At 64.5% G+C, this 20,438-nt stretch carries 20 protein-coding genes and 2 tRNA genes; 9 read left to right on the top strand and 13 right to left on the bottom strand.

Features of this window, described 5'->3' with window-relative positions:
* The 3 genes from M6E97_RS30935 (at nt 1) to M6E97_RS30925 (ending at nt 3,804) form a co-directional block, all read left to right on the top strand.
* Entirely contained in the window at nt 1–1,284 is a 1,284-nt protein-coding gene (locus tag M6E97_RS30935; protein WP_003140504.1) for a zonular occludens toxin domain-containing protein, read from the top strand.
* Nucleotides 1,285–1,513: 229 nt separating this feature from the next.
* On the top strand, nt 1,514–2,806 hold the full coding sequence (locus tag M6E97_RS30930; RefSeq protein WP_033966774.1) for a hypothetical protein: 1,293 nt from the start codon (nt 1,514–1,516) through the stop codon (nt 2,804–2,806).
* The gene (locus tag M6E97_RS30925) at nt 2,803–3,804 is read left to right on the top strand and encodes a tyrosine-type recombinase/integrase (RefSeq protein ID WP_004352688.1); all 1,002 of its coding nucleotides are present in this window, start codon (nt 2,803–2,805) and stop codon (nt 3,802–3,804) included. Before M6E97_RS30930 ends, M6E97_RS30925 begins: the two co-directional genes overlap by 4 nt.
* On the opposite strand, the gene M6E97_RS30920 is transcribed toward M6E97_RS30925, so the two are convergent.
* The 10 genes from M6E97_RS30920 to lbcA form a co-directional block, all read right to left on the bottom strand.
* Entirely contained in the window at nt 3,785–4,195 is a 411-nt protein-coding gene (locus M6E97_RS30920; protein ID WP_123789187.1) for a hypothetical protein, read from the bottom strand. The two genes, M6E97_RS30925 and M6E97_RS30920, sit on opposite strands and share 20 nt — an antisense overlap.
* Nucleotides 4,196–4,334: 139 nt before the next feature.
* Nucleotides 4,335–4,411 (bottom strand) — tRNA-Met (locus M6E97_RS30915).
* Nucleotides 4,412–4,589: 178 nt separating this feature from the next.
* Nucleotides 4,590–5,690: a redox-regulated ATPase YchF gene (gene ychF / locus M6E97_RS30910; RefSeq protein ID WP_003099270.1), complete on the bottom strand. Its 1,101-nt coding sequence runs from the start codon at nt 5,688–5,690 to the stop codon at nt 4,590–4,592.
* Between the two features lie 40 nt (nt 5,691–5,730).
* Complete coding sequence (gene pth, locus M6E97_RS30905) at nt 5,731–6,315, bottom strand: aminoacyl-tRNA hydrolase (RefSeq protein ID WP_003099278.1); 585 nt, start codon at nt 6,313–6,315, stop codon at nt 5,731–5,733.
* Between the two features lie 41 nt (nt 6,316–6,356).
* Nucleotides 6,357–6,971 carry a 50S ribosomal protein L25/general stress protein Ctc gene (locus tag M6E97_RS30900; RefSeq protein WP_003095013.1) on the bottom strand — a complete coding sequence of 205 codons (615 nt, stop codon included), beginning with the start codon at nt 6,969–6,971 and terminating at the stop codon, nt 6,357–6,359.
* A gap of 116 nt (nt 6,972–7,087) precedes the next feature.
* Entirely contained in the window at nt 7,088–8,029 is a 942-nt protein-coding gene (locus M6E97_RS30895) for a ribose-phosphate pyrophosphokinase (protein WP_003099281.1), read from the bottom strand.
* A 55-nt stretch (nt 8,030–8,084) separates the two neighbouring features.
* Nucleotides 8,085–8,159 (bottom strand) — tRNA-Gln (locus M6E97_RS30890).
* A 36-nt stretch (nt 8,160–8,195) separates the two neighbouring features.
* Nucleotides 8,196–9,044, bottom strand: a complete 849-nt coding sequence (gene ispE / locus M6E97_RS30885; protein ID WP_009878189.1) for a 4-(cytidine 5'-diphospho)-2-C-methyl-D-erythritol kinase — start codon at nt 9,042–9,044, stop codon at nt 8,196–8,198.
* 1 nt (nt 9,045) lies between these two features.
* Nucleotides 9,046–9,663 carry a lipoprotein insertase outer membrane protein LolB gene (gene lolB, locus M6E97_RS30880; RefSeq protein WP_003095005.1) on the bottom strand — a complete coding sequence of 206 codons (618 nt, stop codon included), beginning with the start codon at nt 9,661–9,663 and terminating at the stop codon, nt 9,046–9,048.
* 4 nt (nt 9,664–9,667) lie between these two features.
* Nucleotides 9,668–11,440, bottom strand: coding sequence for a proteolytic complex protein LbcA (gene lbcA, locus M6E97_RS30875; RefSeq protein WP_003135130.1), 1,773 nt, complete (start codon nt 11,438–11,440; stop codon nt 9,668–9,670).
* A gap of 143 nt (nt 11,441–11,583) precedes the next feature.
* On the opposite strand from lbcA, the gene hemA reads away from it, so the two are divergent.
* From hemA to pagL, 6 genes are all read left to right on the top strand, one after another.
* On the top strand, nt 11,584–12,852 hold the full coding sequence (gene hemA / locus M6E97_RS30870) for a glutamyl-tRNA reductase (RefSeq protein WP_003095001.1): 1,269 nt from the start codon (nt 11,584–11,586) through the stop codon (nt 12,850–12,852).
* A 17-nt stretch (nt 12,853–12,869) separates the two neighbouring features.
* Entirely contained in the window at nt 12,870–13,952 is a 1,083-nt protein-coding gene (gene prfA / locus M6E97_RS30865; RefSeq protein WP_003099290.1) for a peptide chain release factor 1, read from the top strand.
* Nucleotide 13,953: 1 nt separating this feature from the next.
* Nucleotides 13,954–14,784, top strand: a complete 831-nt coding sequence (prmC, locus tag M6E97_RS30860) for a peptide chain release factor N(5)-glutamine methyltransferase (RefSeq protein ID WP_015503679.1) — start codon at nt 13,954–13,956, stop codon at nt 14,782–14,784.
* On the top strand, nt 14,778–15,536 hold the full coding sequence (locus M6E97_RS30855; RefSeq protein ID WP_033938464.1) for a molybdopterin-synthase adenylyltransferase MoeB: 759 nt from the start codon (nt 14,778–14,780) through the stop codon (nt 15,534–15,536). The genes prmC and M6E97_RS30855 overlap by 7 nt, the downstream gene beginning before the upstream one ends.
* Nucleotides 15,526–16,323, top strand: coding sequence for a glutamate racemase (gene murI, locus M6E97_RS30850; protein ID WP_003099300.1), 798 nt, complete (start codon nt 15,526–15,528; stop codon nt 16,321–16,323). The genes M6E97_RS30855 and murI overlap by 11 nt, the downstream gene beginning before the upstream one ends.
* Nucleotides 16,324–16,456: 133 nt before the next feature.
* Complete coding sequence (gene pagL, locus M6E97_RS30845) at nt 16,457–16,978, top strand: lipid A 3-O-deacylase (RefSeq protein ID WP_003094992.1); 522 nt, start codon at nt 16,457–16,459, stop codon at nt 16,976–16,978.
* A 125-nt stretch (nt 16,979–17,103) separates the two neighbouring features.
* Here pagL and phrB read toward each other — a convergent pair whose 3' ends face one another.
* From phrB to M6E97_RS30830, 3 genes are read right to left on the bottom strand one after another with little or no spacing between them, the layout of a single operon-like run.
* A complete protein-coding gene (gene phrB / locus M6E97_RS30840; RefSeq protein ID WP_004355239.1) occupies nt 17,104–18,549 on the bottom strand; it encodes a deoxyribodipyrimidine photo-lyase in 1,446 nt (481 codons plus the stop codon).
* A complete protein-coding gene (locus tag M6E97_RS30835; protein WP_003141623.1) occupies nt 18,546–19,445 on the bottom strand; it encodes a MerR family transcriptional regulator in 900 nt (299 codons plus the stop codon). Before M6E97_RS30835 ends, phrB begins: the two co-directional genes overlap by 4 nt.
* A gap of 9 nt (nt 19,446–19,454) precedes the next feature.
* Nucleotides 19,455–20,411, bottom strand: a complete 957-nt coding sequence (locus M6E97_RS30830) for a DUF523 and DUF1722 domain-containing protein (RefSeq protein WP_023876000.1) — start codon at nt 20,409–20,411, stop codon at nt 19,455–19,457.
* Nucleotides 20,412–20,438: the final 27 nt, after the last annotated feature.

The following is a 20,438-nucleotide window of genomic DNA, read 5'->3' as shown; positions in this document are numbered from 1 at the left end:
GTGTCGATCAAGATCCACCACGGCCCCAATGGCTCCTACAAGACCTCAGGCGCGATCCAAGATGACGCCGTGCCCGCGCTGAAAGACGGGCGGGTGATCATCACCAACGTGCGCGGCTTCACCCTGGAGCGGGCCTATCAGGTCTTCCCGGACCTGCCCAACACGGCGGAAATCATCAACCTCGATCTGGAGTCGCTGGAAGACCTCGAAAAGATGCGCACGTGGTTTCAGTGGGCGCCCCGCGGGGCCTTCCTGATCTTCGACGAAACCCAACTGCTGTTTCCCAAGTCCTGGCGGGAAAAAGACCTCGAGCGCTTCGACTACCCCGGCGGACCGGAAGCGGCCCACGCGGCCGACCGCCCCATGGGCTGGCTCGACGCCTGGACCCGGCACCGGCATTTCAACTGGGACATCGTCCTCACCACGCCGAACATCTCCTACATCCGCGACGATATCCGCATGACCTGCGAGATGGCCTACAAGCATTCCAACCTCGCGGTGATCGGCATTCCAGGCCGCTACAAGGAGGCCCAGCATGACGCCCAACTCAACCGTCCGCCCGCCGATGGCACCATCATCGAATACAAGCGGATCCGAAAGCAGACCTTCGCCCTCTACCAGTCCACGGCCACCGGCAAGACCCAAGACACCAAGGCGGGCAAGAGCCTCTTCCGGTCGCCTAAGCTGGTTCTTCTACTGGCATTGCTGGCCGGCACTATTGGCTTTGTTAGCTATATGGGGCCAATGCGGGTTATTGGTGCTAAGCCTGATCCGGCGGCTTCCGCGCCTACTCCTAAGCCTCTTCCGACCGCTACTGCGCCTGCTGCTGTGGCTGCTCCAGCGCGTCCTGCTGCGAATAGCTTTCTTCCTCCTGGGCTTGTACCTGATGGGCCTGCTGCTGCGCCTGTTGATCTGAACGCCCATCCCTTCGCCGATCGGCGGATTTCGATCCTCGCCCACGCCTACATGCCGTCGAAGGGCGATATCTACATGTTCGCCCTGGATGACCCTGCCGGCCGGCACCTGGAACTCACCAGTTGGCAACTCGTGGGATCCGGCTACGCGATCAAGCCACGCGGCGAGTGCGTGGCCGAACTGCTCTACGGGGAATGGGAGGGGACCGTCACCTGTGCCGGCTCCTCGGTCCGGCCGGTGGCGGTCGCTGGCGTGCCGCCGTTGCTCAACCTGCCGCCATCGGCAGCGGGCGCCCGCGAACCTGACAAGGTGCCGCTGACCATCGTCCCCGATTCCGAATACGCCTCGCGGCCCTGGAGGCAGAAATGATCGATTGGGAATTCCTCGTTCCGGTGGCGATGGGCTGGGCGCTGCATCACTGGTGGTCGGTGATGACGGCGCTAGCGGCGGTAGGGGTGCCGCCATGAGGGGCGGGCCGCGCCGCCGGCCGGGAGCGGAAGGCATGAGCGATAGGCCGAAGGCGCGGCCGACGCCCCTGTAACACGTCAGATAACCCCCGATCAGCAACCCCATAGAACCTCATTAACGGGTAAAGAACATGAAGACTCCGATCCATCCAACCCGACTGGTCCTCGAAGAAAACGGGGATTTCCACAAGTCCCCGAAGGGGATGCTTTTCATGGACCCGCTCAATGGACAGTTCACCGACCTGTCAGGCGTGCGGATCCTGCGGTGTGGCGTGGACACCGTGCGGCAGTTGTACAACGGCAAGCTCCGGCCGGAAGTCATGGCGCTGTTTGATCTGTCGGTGGATGTGGTCGAGTTCGCCGGTTACGAATGGTCCAAGGGCCGTATTGGTCGCGACTCTGGCTATCAGTACCGCCTGCAGAACGCCGAAATGGGCCTGATCCTGCTGATCAAGAACCACAACATCAAGGTCGACACCATTGGCTCGCACCTCAAGATCGAGGTGTCGCCCCACGCCATTGACGGCGCCGACCCGCATATCCTCCAGGGCGTGCTGGATGACCTGGCCGCAGCGGTGCTGAGTCACTGCGAGACCAACCAAGCAGCCGTGCATATCGCGCTGGATGTGCAGGGCTGGACGCCTCTGGCTGATCTCGTTGATCGCATGCACTGCCGCTCGCGTCGGGTACGGCAAATCAGTGGGATCGAGCGGATCGAGTTCGACGGCAACGCCTCGGTCTACGGGCGTGGCGAGACGTACATGTTCGGCTCGGCCAACGGCCTGCAACTGTCGATCTATAACAAGACCCTCCAGGCTCGGGCCACCGACAAGCTCGACTATTGGGAAAGCGTGTGGGCGACCCTGAACGGGGATCCGTTCGGCGATGGCGACCCGGCCTATAACCCCCTGGAAACGGTGTGGCGGATCGAGTTTCGCTATCACCACTCCATCGTCCAGCAGTTCTCCGAAGGCTCACGTATGGCCTCGGGAGAGGTCATCGGCTGCCGCACCTACGAGGGCCTTTGCCCGCACCTACAGGGGCTGTGGAACTATGCCTGCGAGGCATTCCGTGTGCTCTCTCGGGAGGGCATGTATGACGCCTTCTGGAGCCTGATCAGCCAGGATGCTCGCGTCCAAGTCGAGTGCGATCCGCTGATTGAGCGCACCGAGTATCGGCGCTATTACAAGACTGCCAAGGGTTTCAGTGGACGTAACTGCGAGATGTTTCTCGGCCAGTTCGTGAGCCTGATCGCGCGGGAGCGTGTCCCGGCAAAAAAGGCTATTGAGTCCGCCCGCAAATTGGAGTTCTGGCACGTTATCGAAGACCACTATCTCGCCAAGGGTTGGACTCGTCGCGATCTGGAAAGGCATATACACAAGCTCATGTGTGATCGCTATCTGCGCAAGGGATATGCGATATGACGGTACGCAAGGACGGCAAGACGTGGACGGCTGACTTCTATGAGAATGGTCGTTCCGGGCGCAGGATTCGCAAGAAAGGCTTCGCCACCAAGTCTGCCGCGATTCGCTATGAGCAGGATTTTTTTGCCGTGAAGGGCGAGACGGGCCGACCGCTGGATGACCGTCTCTCCGATCTGGTGAAGGTCTGGTATGACCTCCATGGCTGCACCTTGAAGGACGGCAAGCAACGCTTGGCGCGCTGCGAGGCGCTGGCGAAGCGGCTAGGGAACCCTCTGGCATTCGAGTTCGATTCGTTGGCGTGGGCACGCTACCGGCAACGTCGCTTGACCGAGGTGAAGCCTGAGACGGTCAATCACGAGCAACGCTACTTGTCGGCGGTCTTCTCTGAACTGATTCGCCTGGGCTCCTGGCACAAGGAAAACCCGCTGGGCAAGGTCCGGCAAATCAAGACGGATCAGGTCGAACTGACGTTTCTGTCCCTGGATCAGGTCGCTCGATTGTTGGAAGAGTGCAAGGCCAGCACGAACAACCATACCTATCCGGTCGCGCTGTTGTGTCTCGCCACGGGAGCCCGCTGGGAAGAGGCGGAAAGCCTGACACGGGGCGCTGTGCATGGCGGCAAGGTGCACTATCACCGGACCAAGAATCGGCAGAGCCGATCAGTGCCGATCCCGGACGAGTTGGAGAGGTTGATATTCAAGGTGGGCATGCCTGGATCTGGCCGCCTGTTCATGTCTTGCCGCGCCGCGTTCCGCTGCGCCTATCAGCGTTGCGGGTTCCAGACGCCGGGCCAGATGACCCACATTCTCCGCCATACCTTCGCCAGCCACTACATGATGGGGGGAGGGGACATCCTGACCCTACAGCGGATCCTCGGGCATTCGTCGATCACCATGACTATGCGGTATGCGCACCTATCGCCGGAGCATTTGGCCTCGGCTATGAGCCTGTCCCCGCTGTATCAGATAAAGCACTTCGCTAGTCAGGTACACCAGTAGAAGCCTTTTCAGGCTGGTCCAGGGAGCTATCAATACGGTTGAGGAGGTTTCGCTCCTGAACGACCCAAATCTTCGGAGCGGCATAACCCACAACGAAGGATAGAGCCCATATCTTTGCAAAAACTGCTGGTGTCTCTTGTAGCGCTCCAACGAAGTACAGCCCAACAACGAAACCCAATACGCCCCCAACGAAAAGTCGCAAGAATAGCCACGCTGAGCGCATTTCTTGTAGCTGGGGAGAGGCGGACTTCATTTCACCTTCCTTACGAGGAAGACTATTCAGGTTGTAGTTTGCGATGATTGTCTGAGCCAGACTGCCGAATATGGCGCCGATAGTGCAGGCAATGGGAAGAAGTACATCAAAGTTAGAAAAGCCGAGTTCGCTGAACATGTCCCTTGTCTCTACTGGCTGATGACCGAAGGGTAGGGCAGAGGCAGGGGTGAGGGAAGAGGTAGACACGCTGTAGTCACTTTGTAGTCACCACAGGCAAAAGAAAAGGGGTTAGCTTGCGCTAACCCCTTGAAAAATATGGTGGCTACACCGGGACTTGAACCTGGGACATCAGCATTATGAATGCTGCGCTCTAACCGACTGAGCTATGTAGCCGAGTGGCGCGCATTTTCCGTATCTCGGGCGGGGCTGTCAACCCCTGGGCCTAGATAATTTTCTGATCTTTCAATCGTTTAGACGGAAGGGGTCGGATCGCCGGAGAGAGGGCGATGGGGAGGGGCAGGAACGAAAAGCCCCGGCGCTTGGCCGGGGCTTTCCTGGGACGGGAAGGGGATTACACGTTGAAGCGGAAATGCATCACGTCGCCGTCCTTGACGATGTAGTCCTTGCCTTCCAGGCGCCACTTGCCGGCTTCCTTGGCGCCCTGTTCACCCTTGAACTGGATGAAGTCGTCGTAGGCGACCACTTCGGCGCGGATGAAGCCTTTCTCGAAGTCGGTGTGGATCACGCCGGCGGCCTGCGGGGCGGTGGCGCCGACGCGGACGGTCCAGGCGCGGACTTCCTTCACCCCGGCGGTGAAGTAGGTCTGCAGGTTGAGCAGGCCGTAGCCGGCACGGATCACACGGTTCAGGCCGGGTTCCTCGAGACCGAGGGACTCGAGGAACATGTCCTTCTCTTCGCCGTCTTCCAGCTCGGCGATCTCGGCTTCGATCTTGTTGCACACCGGCACCACCACCGCGCCTTCTTCCTCGGCGATGGCCTTCACCACATCCAGGTGCGGGTTGTTCTCGAAGCCGTCCTCGGCGACGTTGGCGATGTACATCACTGGCTTGCTGGTCAGCAGGTGGAAGCTGCGTACCAGGCGCTTCTCCTCGTCACCGAGGTTCTTCAGCAGCGAACGCGCCGGCTTGCCTTCGGTGAAGTGGGGGATGAGCTTTTCCAGCAGGGCCTTCTGGGCCAGGGCTTCCTTGTCGCCGCCCTTGGCGTTGCGGGCGACTTTCTGCAGTTGCTTCTCGCAGCTGTCGAGGTCGGCGAAGATCAGTTCGAGGTCGATGATCTCGATGTCGCGCTTGGGGTCGACGCTGTTGGACACGTGGATCACGTTGTCGTCTTCGAAGCAGCGCACCACGTGGGCGATGGCGTCGGTCTCGCGGATGTTGGCGAGGAACTTGTTGCCCAGGCCCTCACCCTTGGAGGCGCCCGCCACCAGGCCGGCGATGTCGACGAATTCCATGGTGGTCGGCAGTACGCGCTCGGGCTTGACGATCTCGGCCAGGGCGTTCAGGCGCGCGTCGGGCATCGGCACGATGCCGCTGTTCGGCTCGATGGTGCAGAACGGGAAGTTTTCCGCCGCGATACCGGATTTGGTCAGGGCGTTGAACAGGGTGGACTTGCCGACGTTGGGCAGGCCGACGATGCCGCAGTTGAATCCCATGCTATGTCCCTCGCGCTCAGACAGGCGCTAGAAAAGTGGTTCAGGCCTTCTGGCTGTGCAGCTTCTGCATCGCCCGGGTCCAGTCCCCGGCGAGCATTTCCGGCAACACGCCGAGGGCGAAGTCGATGCTGGTGTCGAGCAGTTCCTGCTCGCTGCGCGGGGCGCGGCCGAGCACGTAACCGGAAACCAGGCTGCTGTGCCCCGGATGGCCGATGCCAAGCCGCAGGCGATGGAAAGAATTCTGATTGCCGAGCTGGGCGATGATATCGCGCAACCCGTTGTGCCCGCCGTGTCCACCGCCGGTCTTGAGCTTGGCGACGCCAGGGGGCATGTCGAGTTCGTCGTGGGCCACCAGGATGGCGTCCGGGGCGATCCGGAAGAATCCCGCCAGCGCCGCCACGGACTGGCCGCTGCGGTTCATGTAGGTAGTCGGGATCAACAGACGAACGTCCTTGCCCTGGTGGCTGAACTTGCCGACCAGGCCGAAATACTTGCGGTCAGCCACGAGGCTGACGCCCTGGGCATGCGCCAGGCGCTCAACGAAAAGGGCCCCCGCGTTATGCCGGGTCTGGTCGTATTCAGGACCCGGGTTTCCCAGGCCAACGATCAGTTGTACGGCAGTCACGACGGGAGCCCCTCTCTATAAAAAGGCGATCGAGTAATGAATTACTCGGCGGCGCCTTCTTCGCTACCTTCTTCCTTCACCACGCGGGAAGCGTGGATGTTGGCAACGGCCAGATCGTTGCCGTGGGCCAGTTGTACCAGCTCGACGCCTTTCGGAGCCTTGAGGTCCGACAGGTGAACGATCTGGCCCAGCTCGACCTTGGCCATGTCGACTTCGATGAATTCCGGCAGGTCTTTCGGCAGGCAGGAAACTTCGACTTCGGAGATGGTGTGGGAGATCTCGCCACCGGATTGCTTGACGCCAACGGCTACTTCTTCGTTGATGAAGTGCAGCGGTACGTGGGCGGTCAGCTTGTGGTCGGCGACCACGCGCAGGAAGTCGGCGTGCATCACGAAGCCTTTCGCCGGATGGCGCTGCAGGGCTTTGATCAGTACGGTTTCCTTGGCGCCGCCAACGTTCAGGGCGATCACGTGGCTGAAGGCAGCCTCGTTTTCCAGGAGCTTGGCGATTTCGCGCAGTTCCAGGGTTACGGACTGGGGCTCTTTGTCGCCGCCGTAAACGACAGCAGGAACCAGACCGGCGTTACGACGCAGGCGGCGGCTCGCACCTTTCCCCAGATCGGAACGCACTTGGGCATTCAGAATAAAGTCGACCATTGTGTATCTCCAAAAATAACAATGCGCCCGAACGCTTGCGACCAGCGTTCGGGCGATTTCAAAGGCCCCGCCGGAGCGGGGCGTTTTCGTTCAGGCGCGTTCGCCGAGGCTGGACCTCAGCGGAACATCGCGCTGATCGATTCTTCGTTGCTGATCCGGCGCATGGCTTCCGCAACGACCGGAGCGATGTCCAGCTGGCGGATGCGGCCACAGGCCTGGGCAGCGGCGGACAGCGGGATGGTGTTGGTCACCACCAGCTCGTCCAGTACGGATTTCTCGATGTTCTCGATGGCACGGCCGGACAGCACCGGGTGGGTGCAGTAGGCGATGACCTTGGCGGCGCCGTGCTCTTTCAGTGCCTTGGCGGCGTGACCGAGGGTGCCGGCGGTATCGACCATGTCGTCTACCAGTACGCAGGTACGGCCTTCGACGTCACCGATGATGTGCATCACTTCGGACTGGTTGGCCTTGGGACGACGCTTGTCGATGATCGCAAGGTCAACGCCCAGGGACTTGGCCACGGCGCGCGCGCGCACCACGCCGCCGATGTCCGGGGAGACGATCATCAGGTTCTCGAAGCGCTGGTCTTCGATATCGTCCACCAGCACGGGGGAACCGTAGATGTTGTCTACCGGGATATCGAAGAAGCCCTGGATCTGATCCGCGTGCAGGTCGACCGTGAGGACACGGTTGACCCCGACGACGGTCAGCATGTCGGCCACTACCTTGGCGCTGATGGCCACGCGGGCGGAGCGCGGACGGCGATCCTGGCGGGCATAGCCGAAGTAGGGGATGACAGCGGTGATACGAGTGGCCGAGGAGCGGCGGAAGGCATCGGCCATCACCACCAGTTCCATCAGGTTGTCGTTGGTCGGCGCGCAGGTCGGCTGAATCAGGAATACGTCCTTGCCGCGGACGTTTTCGTTGATTTCGACGCTGATTTCGCCATCGGAGAATTTGCCAACTGAAACATCGCCAAGAGGAATGTGCAGCTGACGCACGACGCGTCGTGCAAGATCGGGGTTAGCGTTCCCCGTGAAGACCATCATCTTGGACACGCTACAGGTACCTGTGTCGACCGAAGGGATCCGGATGAAATACAGAAGAGGAAAATGGCAGGGGCGGCTGGATTCGAACCAACGCATGGCAGGATCAAAACCTGCTGCCTTACCGCTTGGCGACGCCCCTGTGGTATTGCTCGAATGCCGTTTCGGCATTCCTTTCTCAGACCAGAGTTTCCAGCTTCCGGTGCAACATCGAAACGTTGCTTCCTTTGGCGACGAACCTCTGAAGGTGGTCTGGAAGAAGGGCCGAGACTTTATCAGCTTCAGCTTTGTTTGGGAAGCTCCCAAACACACAACCTCCAGTGCCGGTTAATCTAGCTGAAACAAATTTGTTTAGCAAGATCAAAGCGTTACGAACTTCTGGGTAACGCCTCTCGACTACCGGCTGACAGTCGTTTCGGCTGTCCCCCTCGAGAACGGTGCGCACTTTAATGGCGGGAGAATCGCGTGTCAACAGTGGATCTGAAAAAATTTCTGCTGTGCTGACAAGTACTTGCGGAACCAAGACGAGATACCAGGGCTCCGGGATGTCCACCGGGGTGAGCTTTTCGCCCACGCCCTCGGCGAAAGCCGCGCGTCCGCGGGTGAAGACCGGCACGTCGGCGCCCAGGCGCAGGCCCAGGGCGGCGATGCGGTCCTCGTCCCAGCCGAGTTGCCAGAGATGGTTCAAGGCCAGGAGCGTCGTGGCGGCGTCGGAGCTGCCGCCGCCGATGCCGCCCCCCATGGGCAAGCGCTTGTCCAGCCAGATGTCGACGCCTTGCAGGCTGCCGGAGGCTTCCTGCAGCCCGCGCGCGGCGCGCACGATCAGGTTGCTGTCGTGCGGCACCCCGGCGATTTCCGTGTGCAGGCGTACCTGGCCGTCCTGGCGGGCTTCGAAATGCAGCTCGTCGCCGTGGTCGAGGAATTGGAACAGGGTCTGCAACTCGTGATAGCCATCGTCGCGGCGGCCGAGGATATGCAGGAACAGATTGAGCTTGGCCGGGGCAGGCAGGCTGAGGCGCACGCTCATGTCAGCGGCCGAGCTGGCGCGGCTGCCAGTCCTTGATCACCAGGGTGACGTCGAGGTCCTGGCCGTGCAGCTTCAGGCGCTCGGGTAGCCAGTAGCCGTTCTGTTCGGCGTAGCGGGTGTATTCGATCTGCCAGCCGTCCTGTTCCAAGCGCGCCAGGCGACTGTCGGCGTCGAGGGTCAGGCGGCTCTTGCTGTCCGGCGCCGGGAGGCCGCGTACCCACCAGAGCAGGTGCGAGACCGGCAGGCGCCAGCCTAGTTGTTCTTCCAGCAGGGCTTCCGGGGACTCCGCCTGGTAGCGGCCCTGCCCGGCGACCTCCAGGCTCACCGCGCCTTCACGCCCGGTCAGGCGTGCTGCGCCGCGGCCGAGCGGGCCGGACAGGCGGATGTCGTAGTAGCCCTGGCGCTGCAGCCAGAACAGGGTGCCGCTGCCGGAGTCGCGCGGGGCGCGGATGCCGACCTTGCCGTCGATCTGCCAGGCATCCAGCTCGCTGAGTTGCTGCTTGTGGGTTTTCCAGGTCTGCGCATCGCCCTGGCCTTCCAGGGCTTCGTGGGAGGTCAGGCCGGCGCAGCCGCTGAGCAGGGCCAGCGCGGAGGCGGCGAGGAAAAGACGTAGACGCATGGTTTCAAGGAGTCTCGGCGCCGGTCAGGCGCTTGATGGTGCGGCGCAGCACGTCGCTGTCGGGCTGCTTGTCGAGGTATTCGCGCCAGATGGCCCGGGCGTCGTCTTGGCGCCCCTGGGCCCAGAGGACTTCGCCCAGGTGCGCGGCGACCTCGTGGTCGGGGTAGCGCTGCAGCGCCTGGCGCAGGTAGCGCTCGGCGTCCGCCAGCTTGCCCTGGCGATAGTTGATCCAGCCCATGCTGTCGAGGATCGCCGGATCGTCCGGGTTCAGCTTGTGCGCCTTGAGGATCAGCTCGCGCGCTTCGGTGTAGCGGGTGGTGCGGTCGGCCAGGGTGTAGCCGAGGGCGTTGAGGGCCATGGCGTTGTCCGGCTCGCGGGCGATGACGAAGCGCAGGTCCTTTTCCATCTGCGCCAGGTCGTTGCGCTTCTCCGCCAGCATCGAGCGGGTGTAGAGCAGGTTGAGGTCCTCCGGGTACTGCTTCAGACCCTCCTGGATGGCCTGCCAGGCCTTTTCCTGCTGGTCGTTGTTGGACAGCGCCTCGGCTTCGATCAGATACAGCTGGATGGCGTAGTCGGGTTGCTCGCTGCGCGCCTTGTCCAGGCGCTGGGCGGCTTCGTCGACGCGACCGGCCTTGAGCAGGACGTCGGTCTGGCGCAGTTGCGCCGGGAGGAAGTCATTGCCCGGGCCGACCTGGGCGTACTCGTCGAGGGCGCGCGCGGTGTCCTTCTGTTCCTCGGCGAGGCGGCCGAGGTTGAAGTGGGCGGCGTCGACGTGGCTGTCGCGCTCGACCAGTTCTTCCAGGTAGATCCTGGCTTCGTCCCAGGCCTGGGCTTCCAGGCAGACCAGCGCCAGGGAGAAACGCAGGTCGTCGTCGTCGGGGAATTGCTGGACCAGTCCGGCGAACTCGGCCTTGGCGTCGTCCAGGCGATTCTGCTCCACCAGCAGGCGCGCGTAGGCGAGGCGCACGCGCTTGTCGTCCGGGTGTTCCTTGATCCCGGCCTTGAGCAGCGGCAGGGCCTCGTCGCTGCGCTTCATGCTCTGCAACAGGCGCGAGCGGAGCAGCAGCGGGGCGACTTCGTGGCGGCTTGCGGAGTTGTCCTCGAGCAGGGTCAGGGCTTCGTCCGGGCGGCCGTCCTGTTGCAGCAGCAGGGCCTTGCCGAACAGCAACTGGCCGTTGTTCGGGTATTTCTTCAACAGGTGGTCGAAGCTCTGCAGCAGGCCGGTGCGGGTATCCGGGTCGGTCTCCGCGGCAGACAGGGCGAGGAAGTCGAAGTGCGTGTCGCCCTGGCCGTTGAGGACCTTCTCCATGTACACCATGGACTCCTCGTAGCGCCCGGCGCGGGCCAACTGGATCGCGGCGGCGCGTTGGGCATCGAGGTTGTCCGGCGCGCTGCGCGCCCAGAGCAGGGAGGTGTCGAGGGCTTCCTGGTCGGCGCCGAGGTATTCGGCGATGCGGAAGGCGCGCTCGGAAACTCCGGGGTCGCGGGTTTTCTGCGCCTGCACCACATAGTTGCTCAGGGCGATGTCGAAGCGGTTGCGCTGCCCGGCCAGTTCGGCCACCAGCAGCGAATACAGGCTGTCCTCGCTGAAGGAGCCGTACTTTTCCGGCTTGGCCTTGGTCTCGACCGCGGTGTCTTCCACCGGCGGGGTGCCATCGGGAGTCTTGTGGATAAGTGACTGGCAGCCGCCGAGCAGCAGCGTGACGGTCAGCAGCGCGAGGGATTTGTTCATAGAGGAAGAAAGCCGGCCTTGAACCTGCGAGGGTGGCGCCATCATGACATAAGCCGTCCGGCAAGCCCAAGGGGGCCGGGACGGGCGTCGACGAAGCTGTCTATGGGGTCAATACATCGGCAATGGTTGTCCTGCCCTTGGCGAAGTAGGAGAATTGCGCGTTTCCCCGATTAGCTCAGCGATCCTGCATGGCCTTCATTGCCCTCGGCATCAATCACAAGACCGCCTCGGTGGCTGTCCGCGAGCGCGTGGCTTTCACTCCGGAACAGATGGTCGAGGCGCTGCAGCAGCTCTGCCGCCTGACCACCAGCCGCGAGGCGGCCATCCTGTCGACCTGCAACCGGAGCGAACTCTACCTGGAGATCGACCATCCGACCGCGGACGACGTGCTCGCCTGGCTGGCGGACTACCATCGTCTGACCCTCGACGAGTTGCGCGCCTGCGCCTATGTGCACCAGGACGAAGACGCGGTGCGCCACATGATGCGCGTGGCCTCCGGCCTCGACTCGATGGTCCTCGGCGAGCCGCAGATCCTCGGCCAGATGAAGTCGGCCTACGCCGTCGCGCGCGAGGCCGGCACCGTCGGTCCGCTGCTCGGCCGCCTGTTCCAGGCCACCTTCAGTACGGCGAAGACCGTCCGCACCGATACCGCCATCGGCGAGAACCCGGTGTCCGTGGCGTTCGCCGCGGTGAGCCTGGCCAAGCAGATCTTCAGCGACCTGCACCGCAGCCAGGCGCTGCTGATCGGCGCCGGCGAGACCATCACCCTGGTCGCGCGCCACCTGTTCGAGCAAGGCGTGAAGCGCATCGTGGTGGCCAACCGCACCCTGGAGCGCGCCAGCCTGCTCGCCGAGCAGTTCGGCGCCCATGCGGTGCTGCTTTCGGAGATACCCGAGGAACTGGCCAACAGCGATATCGTCATCAGCTCCACTGCCAGCCAGTTGCCGATCCTCGGCAAGGGCGCCGTGGAGCGCGCGCTGAAGCAACGCAAGCACAAGCCGATGTTCATGGTCGACATCGCCGTGCCGCGCGACATCGAGCCGGAAGTCGGCGAACTGGACGACGTCTACCTCTATAGCGTCGACGACCTCCACGAAGTAGTGGCGGAGAATCTCAAGAGCCGCCAGGGCGCTGCCCAGGCCGCCGAGGAACTGGTCGGCAGCGGCGTCGCCGAGTTCATGCAGCGCCTGCGCGAACTGGCTGCGGTGGACGTGCTGCGCGCCTATCGGCAGCAGGCCGAGCGCCTGCGCGATGAAGAACTGGGCAAGGCCCAGCGGCAACTGGCCAACGGTGCCGACCCGGCCGAGGTGATGGCCCAGTTGGCCCGCGGCCTGACCAACAAACTGCTGCACGCGCCCAGCGTGCAGATGAAGAAAATGTCCGCCGAGGGCCGCATCGACGCGCTGGCCCTGGCCCAGGAGCTGTTCGCCCTCGACGAGGGCGCGCCGCGCCACTGACCGGTACCTATGCCTGCATGAAAGCTTCTCTGCTGAAAAAGCTGGATGTCCTCAGCGATCGCTACGAAGAACTGACGGCGCTGCTCGGCGACGCCGAGGTGATCAGTGACCAGACCCGCTTCCGCGCCTATTCCCGCGAGTACGCCGAGGTCGAACCGGTGATCCTGGCGTTCCGCGACTACCGCAAGGTGCAGGCCGATCTCGAGGGCGCCCAGGCGTTGCTCAAGGACAGCGACCCGGAGTTGCGCGACCTCGCCGAGGAGGAGGTCGCCGAAGCGCGCGGCCGCCTCGCCGCCCTCGGCGACAGCCTGCAGCGCATGCTGCTGCCGAAGGATCCCAACGACAGCCGCAACGTGTTCCTGGAGATCCGTGCCGGCACCGGTGGCGACGAGGCGGCGATCTTCTCCGGCGACCTGTTCCGCATGTATTCGCGCTACGCCGAGCGCCAGGGCTGGCGGGTCGAGACGCTGTCGGAGAACGAGGGCGAGCACGGTGGCTACAAGGAAGTGATTGCCCGGGTCGAGGGCGACAACGTTTACGCCAAGCTCAAGTTCGAGTCCGGCGCGCACCGCGTGCAGCGGGTGCCGGAAACCGAATCCCAGGGCCGGATCCACACTTCTGCCTGCACTGTCGCGGTGCTGCCGGAGCCGGACGAGCAGGCAGCGATCGAGATCAACCCGGCCGACCTGCGGGTGGACACCTACCGTTCCTCCGGCGCCGGCGGCCAGCACGTCAACAAGACCGACTCGGCGGTGCGCATCACCCACATTCCCAGCGGCATCGTGGTCGAGTGCCAGGAAGAGCGCTCGCAGCACAAGAACCGCGCCAAGGCCATGGCCTGGCTGGCGGCCAAGCTCAACGACCAGCAGCAGGCCGCGGCGCAGCAGGCGATCGCCAGCACGCGCAAGCTGCTGGTGGGCTCGGGCGACCGCTCGGAGCGCATCCGTACCTACAACTTCCCGCAAGGGCGGGTCACCGACCATCGCATCAACCTCACCCTGTACTCCCTGGGCGAGGTGATGGAGGGCGCGGTGGAACAGGTGATCGAGCCGCTGCTGCAGGAATACCAGGCCGATCAACTGGCGGCCCTGGGCGACTGACATGACCACTATCTGTACCCTTCTCAAGGATTCCCAACTGCCCGATTCGCCCAGCGCCCGGCTCGACACCGAGTTGCTGCTGGCGGCGGCGATGGGCAAGCCGCGCAGCTTCCTGCGTACCTGGCCGGAGCGCATCGTGCCGCGCGAGGCCAACGAGCTGTTCGACGACTGGATCGCCCGTCGGCGCAACGGCGAGCCGGTGGCCTACATACTTGGCCACCAGGGCTTCTGGAGCCTGGACCTGGAGGTCGCGCCACACACCCTGATCCCGCGCCCGGACACCGAACTGCTGGTGGAAACCGCGCTGGCGACCCTCGCGGCGGACACCGCTACGGTGCTCGACCTGGGCACCGGCACCGGCGCCATCGCCCTGGCCCTGGCCAGCGAGCGGCCGCTATGGACAGTGACTGCGGTGGACCGTGTGGAAGAGGCCGTGGCGCTGGCCGAGCGCAATCGCCAGCGGCTGCTCCTGGAGAACGTCGAGGTGCGCCGCAGCCACTGGTTCTCCGCCCTCGATGGCCGGCGCTTCCGGATGATCGTCGGCAATCCGCCGTACATCCCTGCCAGCGACCCGCACCTGAGCGAGGGCGACGTGCGTTTCGAGCCGAAGAGCGCGCTGGTCGCGGGTAGCGATGGCCTCGACGATATCCGCCAGATCGTCGCCCAGGCGCCGCGGCATTTGCTGGACGAAGGCTGGTTGCTGCTCGAGCACGGCTATGATCAAGGGGCGGCGGTGCGCGAACTGCTCGGCGCCCGCGGCTTCGCCGGGGTACATACGTTGCGCGACCTCGGCGGCAACGAGCGGATCACTCTCGGACAATGGGCATGCTGAGCGACGAGGAACTGCTGCGCTACAGTCGCCAGATCCTGCTGGCGCAGGTCGACGTCGAGGGCCAGCTGCGCCTGAAGCGCAGCCGCGCACTGATCGTCGGTCTTGGCGGTCTGGGTTCGCCGGTGGCGCTGTACCTGGCCGCGGCTGGGGTCGGCGAGTTGCACCTGGCGGATTTCGATACGGTCGACCTGACCAACCTGCAACGGCAGGTCATCCACGATGGCGCCAGCGTCGGCGTCGGCAAGGTGGAGTCGGCGATGCGCCGGCTGGGCGCGCTGAATCCGCAGATCCGCCTGGTCAGCCATAGCGCCGCGCTGGATGAGGACTCCCTCGATGCCGCCGTGGCGGCGGTCGACCTGGTGCTCGACTGCACCGACAACTTCGCCACCCGCGAGGCGGTCAACGTCGCCTGCGTGCGCGCCGGCAAGCCGCTGGTCAGCGGCGCGGCGATCCGTCTCGAGGGCCAGCTTTCGGTATTCGATACCCGCCGCGACGAAAGCCCCTGCTACCACTGCCTCTACGGGCACGGCAGCGAGGCCGAGCTGACCTGCAGCGAGGCCGGCGTGATCGGTCCGCTGGTGGGGCTGGTCGGTAGCCTGCAGGCGCTGGAGGCGGTCAAGCTGCTGGCCGGTTTCGGCGAACCGCTGGTGGGCCGCCTGCTGCTGGTGGACGCCCTCGGCACGCGCTTCCGCGAATTGCGGGTGCGTCGCGATCCTTCCTGTGCCGTCTGCGGGCAACGCCATGGCGGTTGAGTCGGCCGCGGTCGGCGTTTTCGATTCCGGGGTCGGCGGGCTCAGCGTATTGCGTGAGATTCGTGCGCGCCTGCCATCCGAATCGTTGCTCTACGTCGCCGACAACGCCCATGTGCCCTACGGCGAGAAGAGCGCGGAGTACATCCGCGAACGCTGCGAGCGGATCGGTGATTTCCTTCTGGAGCAGGGCGCCAAGGCTCTGGTACTGGCCTGCAATACCGCGACGGCAGCGGCTGCGGCGGAATTGCGCGAACGTTATCCGCAGGTGCCGCTGGTGGCCATGGAGCCGGCGGTGAAGCCGGCCGCGGCGGCCACCCGCAACGGTCGGGTCGGCGTCCTGGCCACCACCGGAACTCTGAAGAGCGCGCGTTTCGCCGCCTTGCTCGACCGCTTCGCCAGCGACGTACAGGTCTTCACCCAGCCCTGTCCGGGGCTGGTCGAGCGCATCGAGGCCGGCGATCTCTATGGGCCGCAAACCCGGGCACTGCTGGAACGCCTGCTGGCGCCCATCCTCGAACAGGGCTGCGATACGCTGATCCTCGGCTGTACTCATTATCCCTTCGTCAAACCCCTGCTGGCCGAGCTGATCCCGGCGGAGATGGCAGTGATCGATACGGGAGCGGCTGTCGCCCGGCAACTGGAGCGCGTATTGTCGGCGCGGGCGCTACTGGCCTCTGGCCAGGCCGCGACGCCGCGTTTCTGGACCAGCGCGCTGCCGGAGGAGATGGAAAGGATCCTGCCGATCCTCTGGGGAAGCCCGGAAAGCGTAGGAAAATTAGTCGTTTAGTCGTTCCTGGCAGACGTGACAGCGATTTTTTGAACTAAAGCGTTTGGTCTAGTATCTGCTTTAGTAAGTGCGCTCTTATAATGCGCAGCTTGAATGCGGGGGCTTTCATGCAACTTTCGAAAAGGACGTTTCAATGAAGAAACTACTTCCGCTGGCCGTTCTGGCCGCACTTTCCTCCGTCCACGTGGCTTCCGCCCAGGCGGCGGACGTCTCGGCCGCCGTCGGTGCGACCGGCCAGTCGGGCATGACCTATCGCCTGGGCCTGAGCTGGGATTGGGACAAGAGCTGGTGGCAGACCTCCACCGGGCGCCTGACCGGCTACTGGGATGCGGGCTACACCTATTGGGAAGGTGGCGATGAAGGCGCCGGCAAGCATTCGCTGTCGTTCGCTCCGGTATTCGTCTATGAGTTCGCCGGCGACTCGATCAAGCCATTCATCGAGGCCGGTATCGGCGTGGCGGCGTTCTCCGGCACCCGTGTCGGCGACCAGAACCTGGGTTCCTCCCTGAACTTCGAAGACCGCATCGGCGCCGGCCTGAAGTTCGCCAACGGCCAGTCGGTCGGCATTCGGGCGATCCACTATTCCAACGCCGGCCTGAAACAGCCGAACGACGGTATCGAGTCCTACAGCCTGTTCTACAAGATCCCGATCTAGTCGGCACGGTCGAAAAAAGCCGGGTTCATCCCGGCTTTTTCATGCCTGCGATTCTTCCACCACGCCGCACCGCCCCATGGAAAGAGCGAGCCATTTGGCGGGAGGCGATAGCTCGCTGACGCGCCCTACGCGCGACCATCGCGCGGCGGCAGGTTGCGGAAAGCCGCCAGCGCCCGTTCGCGGCTGGCCTTCAGGTCGACCATCGGCCGTGGATAGTCGACCCCGGCGAACAGCCCCAGGCTGGACGGATCGTGGATCGCCTTGCGCTCCAGGCCGGCCAGTTCCGGCAGCCAGTGGCGGATGAACTCGCCGCGTGGATCGAAGCGTTCGGACTGCGAGAGCGGATTGAACAGGCGGAAGTAGGGGACGGCGTCGGTGCCGGTGGATGCGCTCCACTGCCAGCCACCGTTGTTCGCCGCCAGGTCGCCGTCGATGAGGTGGCGCATGAACCAGCGTTCGCCTTCGCGCCAGTCGATCAGCAGGTTCTTGCTGAGGAACATCGCTACCACCATCCGCAGGCGATTGTGCATCCAGCCGGTGGCGAGCAACTGGCGCATTGCTGCATCGATGATCGGTATGCCGGTGCGCCCCTGTTGCCAGGCTTCGAGTTCCGCCGGGGCCTGGCGCCAGCGCAGGGCTTCGGTCTCCTCGCGGAAGGGGCGGTGCCGGGAGACCCGTGGGTAGCCGACCAGGATGTGCTTGTAGAACTCGCGCCAGAGCAGCTCGTTGATCCAGGTCGCGGCGCCTTGCTGGCCGCCGCTGAACTCGCCGCGGTTGGCAACCAGCGCGGCGTCCAGGCATTGCCTGGGCGAGAGTACGCCGGCGGCCAGGTAGGGCGACAGTTGGCTGGTGCCGGGAAGCGCCGGGAAGTCGCGCCGTTCATGGTAGTCGGCCAGGTGCTGGTCGGCGAAGTCGCGCAGGCGTTCCTGCGCTACCTCTTCGCCTGCCGGCCAGAGGCGGCGCAAGCTATCGGCCGGCCGCGGGAAGGCGGGCACGGCATCCGGCAGCGGGTCGCTGGCCAGCGCGTGCGGTGGTTGGGGCTGCGGACGCGGGCGGACACCCGGTAGGGCCTGGTACAGCCGTTCGTGGCAGACCTTGCGGAACTGGCTGAACACCTGGAAATAGCCGCCAGTTCGGGTCAGCACCGAGCCGGGGGCGAAGAACAGCTGGTCGAGGTGGCTGTGGAAGGCCACGCCCTGTTCGCGCAGGCGTTGGCCGACGGCCTGGTCGCGGCGTTCCTCGTTCACCCCGTATTCCTGGTTGACGTGTACCGCGCCGATTCCCAGCTCCCGGCAGAGCCGGCCGATGACTTCCGGGGCTTGCCGCCAGTGGCCGCAGTCGCGCACCAGCAGCGGGATGTTCAGCGCGGCGAGCTGGCGTTGCAGCTCGCCCAGGTTGCGCAGCCAGAAGTCGACCTTGCAGGGCGCATCGTCGTGTTCCCGCCACTGCGCCGGGCTGAGCAGGTAGAGGGCCACGCAAGGGCGCCCATCGGCGGCGGCGAGGAGCGCGCTGTTATCGGTGGTTCGCAGGTCGCAGCGAAACCAGATCAGGTTCATCGGAAGTCCGTTCATGGGTTCAACAGGCCTCGTTCGCCGAGCAGGCGGCGGGCTTCCAGGGGCGTGCTCGCCAGCAGCAGGCCGGCTAGCGCCAGGGTTTCGAAGGCTTCGCGCTGGATCTCCACGGCCGGTCCGACCAGCACCACCGGGCAGCTCACCCCTGCCAGCAGACGCGGCAGGTGCTCCGGGTTGAGGCGATGACTGGCGTACAGCAACACGCCGCGAGCTTCCAGGCGTTCGCAGGCCAGGGCCAGTTCGGCCGGTGGCAGCGGCCAGTCGAAGACCTGCAGCGGCACCTCGCCGCTGCCGAGCAACCAACTGCACAGCCAGAGGTTCGGTTCCAGCGACAGCTCGGACTGGTTGACCAGCAGCAGCGGCGCGCCCTGTTGCAGCCGCTGCTGGTGATAAAGGCGGGCGCCCAGCTTGCTGCGCAACCAGGAGAAGAAGAAGGCCCGCTCCATGCGCGCGCCGAATTGTCCCTGCCAGCGTCGTTCGAGGTGCTGCAGCAAGGGTTGCAGAAGCTTTTCGCAGAGGGTCGCTACCGGATAGAGCGACGCGGCCTGGTTGAACAGATCGTCGAGGCGTCGCTCGGCCAGCGCGGCGATGGCGTCCAGCAGTTGTTCGTGCAGGCGTTCCCAGGGGGATTCGACATCCGCCGCCGGGGTTTCCTCCGGACGCTCCAGCAGCGCGCGCACCTGGCTGATGGCGACGCCACGCTCGAGCCAGACGAGTATCCGGCGGATGCGCTCGACCTGCTCTTCGCTGTAGAGCCGGTGACCCTTGCCGGTGCGTTGCGGCACCACCAGGCCGTAGCGGCGCTCCCAGGCGCGCAGGGTGACCGGATGGACGCCGGTCAGACGAGTGACTTCGCGGATCGGCAGGCCGCCGCGTTCGAGGTGGGGCGAGTTCATCGGGAAATCCTAGAGCGCGTTGCGCAGGCCGAGTTCGGTCGGGTGCGGTTGCAGGTAGGTCTGCTGGGCGATGTATGCATGCGGGTGGCGACGGAAGTGGTGCTTTAGCAGGGTCAGCGGTACCACCAGCGGCACGCTGCCATGCCGGTATTGCTCGATCAGCTCGCGCAATTCACGCCTGTCTTCGGCTGCGAGGTCGCGTTTCAGGTAGCCGCTCAGGTGCAGTAACACGTTGCCATGGCTGCCGCGGGTCGCGCAGCGGCGCAGGCCCTGCATCAGCTCGCCGAAGTAACGCGTGCCGAGGGCTTCCGGCTGGTAATGGCCGGCTTCGCCGAGCAGGCGGCCGAGACTGCGGTAGTGCTCCGGCGAATGCGCCAGCAACTGGTACTTGTAGCGGCTATGGAAGGCGACGATGGCCGAATGGCTGAGGCCGCGCTGGCACAGGGCCTGCCAGTGGGCATGGGCGAACACGCGGGTGAGGAAGTTCTCCCGCAGGACCGGATCGTGCAGCCGGCCTTCTTCTTCCACCGGTAGCTCCGGCAAGGCTTCGCAAAGGGCTGCGGCGAAGCGTCCACGGCCTTCGGCGCGCGGCGCGCCGCCGCCTTCTGGATAGACCTTGACCCGTTGCAGCCCGCAGGACGGCGAACGTTGCATGAAGATGAAACCGTCCAGCGTATCCGCCCGTTGCGCCACCCGCCGCGCATATTCGGCGAGCGCTCCGCCGACCGCCAGGCCGTCGCGGCTCCGCGCCTCGGCGGCTTCCGGAGTGCCTTCCAGGCGAATCGCCGGGCGCGGCGTGCCCAGGCCGATGGCCTGTTCCGGGCAGAAGGAGACGAACTCGACGTGCCGCGCCAGTTCCTCGCAAAGCGCGGATCGCTTGTGGCCGCCGTTGAAGCGCACCGGTTCGCCGAGCAGGCAGGCGCTGATGCCGAGTCGGGGCGTCAGGGAAGGGTGAGATTCGTGCATCGGTGTCGTCTCCCGAGGGGAAAGGAG

It is taken from the genome of Pseudomonas sp. B111, assembly GCF_026428275.1.
Taxonomy (GTDB): Bacteria; Pseudomonadota; Gammaproteobacteria; order Pseudomonadales; family Pseudomonadaceae; genus Pseudomonas; species Pseudomonas aeruginosa.
Note: the sequence above shows the minus strand (reverse complement) of the source record. Positions and strands in the feature narration are given on the sequence as shown.

Excerpts from the sequence above, each read along its gene's own strand:
- M6E97_RS30930 (WP_033966774.1), top strand. The coding sequence starts at position 1,514 with ATGAAGACTCCGATCCATCCAACCCGACTGGTCCTCGAAGAAAACGGG.
- M6E97_RS30925 (WP_004352688.1), top strand. The coding sequence starts at position 2,803 with ATGACGGTACGCAAGGACGGCAAGACGTGGACGGCTGACTTCTATGAG.
- M6E97_RS30920 (WP_123789187.1), bottom strand. The coding sequence starts at position 4,195 with ATGTTCAGCGAACTCGGCTTTTCTAACTTTGATGTACTTCTTCCCATT.
- ychF (WP_003099270.1), bottom strand. The coding sequence starts at position 5,690 with ATGGGATTCAACTGCGGCATCGTCGGCCTGCCCAACGTCGGCAAGTCC.
- M6E97_RS30900 (WP_003095013.1), bottom strand. The coding sequence starts at position 6,971 with ATGGTCGACTTTATTCTGAATGCCCAAGTGCGTTCCGATCTGGGGAAA.
- ispE (WP_009878189.1), bottom strand. The coding sequence starts at position 9,044 with ATGAGCGTGCGCCTCAGCCTGCCTGCCCCGGCCAAGCTCAATCTGTTC.
- lolB (WP_003095005.1), bottom strand. The coding sequence starts at position 9,663 with ATGCGTCTACGTCTTTTCCTCGCCGCCTCCGCGCTGGCCCTGCTCAGC.
- lbcA (WP_003135130.1), bottom strand. The coding sequence starts at position 11,440 with ATGATGGCGCCACCCTCGCAGGTTCAAGGCCGGCTTTCTTCCTCTATG.
- hemA (WP_003095001.1), top strand. The coding sequence starts at position 11,584 with ATGGCCTTCATTGCCCTCGGCATCAATCACAAGACCGCCTCGGTGGCT.
- prfA (WP_003099290.1), top strand. The coding sequence starts at position 12,870 with ATGAAAGCTTCTCTGCTGAAAAAGCTGGATGTCCTCAGCGATCGCTAC.
- prmC (WP_015503679.1), top strand. The coding sequence starts at position 13,954 with ATGACCACTATCTGTACCCTTCTCAAGGATTCCCAACTGCCCGATTCG.
- M6E97_RS30855 (WP_033938464.1), top strand. The coding sequence starts at position 14,778 with ATGCTGAGCGACGAGGAACTGCTGCGCTACAGTCGCCAGATCCTGCTG.
- murI (WP_003099300.1), top strand. The coding sequence starts at position 15,526 with ATGGCGGTTGAGTCGGCCGCGGTCGGCGTTTTCGATTCCGGGGTCGGC.
- pagL (WP_003094992.1), top strand. The coding sequence starts at position 16,457 with ATGAAGAAACTACTTCCGCTGGCCGTTCTGGCCGCACTTTCCTCCGTC.
- phrB (WP_004355239.1), bottom strand. The coding sequence starts at position 18,549 with ATGAACGGACTTCCGATGAACCTGATCTGGTTTCGCTGCGACCTGCGA.
- M6E97_RS30835 (WP_003141623.1), bottom strand. The coding sequence starts at position 19,445 with ATGAACTCGCCCCACCTCGAACGCGGCGGCCTGCCGATCCGCGAAGTC.
- M6E97_RS30830 (WP_023876000.1), bottom strand. The coding sequence starts at position 20,411 with ATGCACGAATCTCACCCTTCCCTGACGCCCCGACTCGGCATCAGCGCC.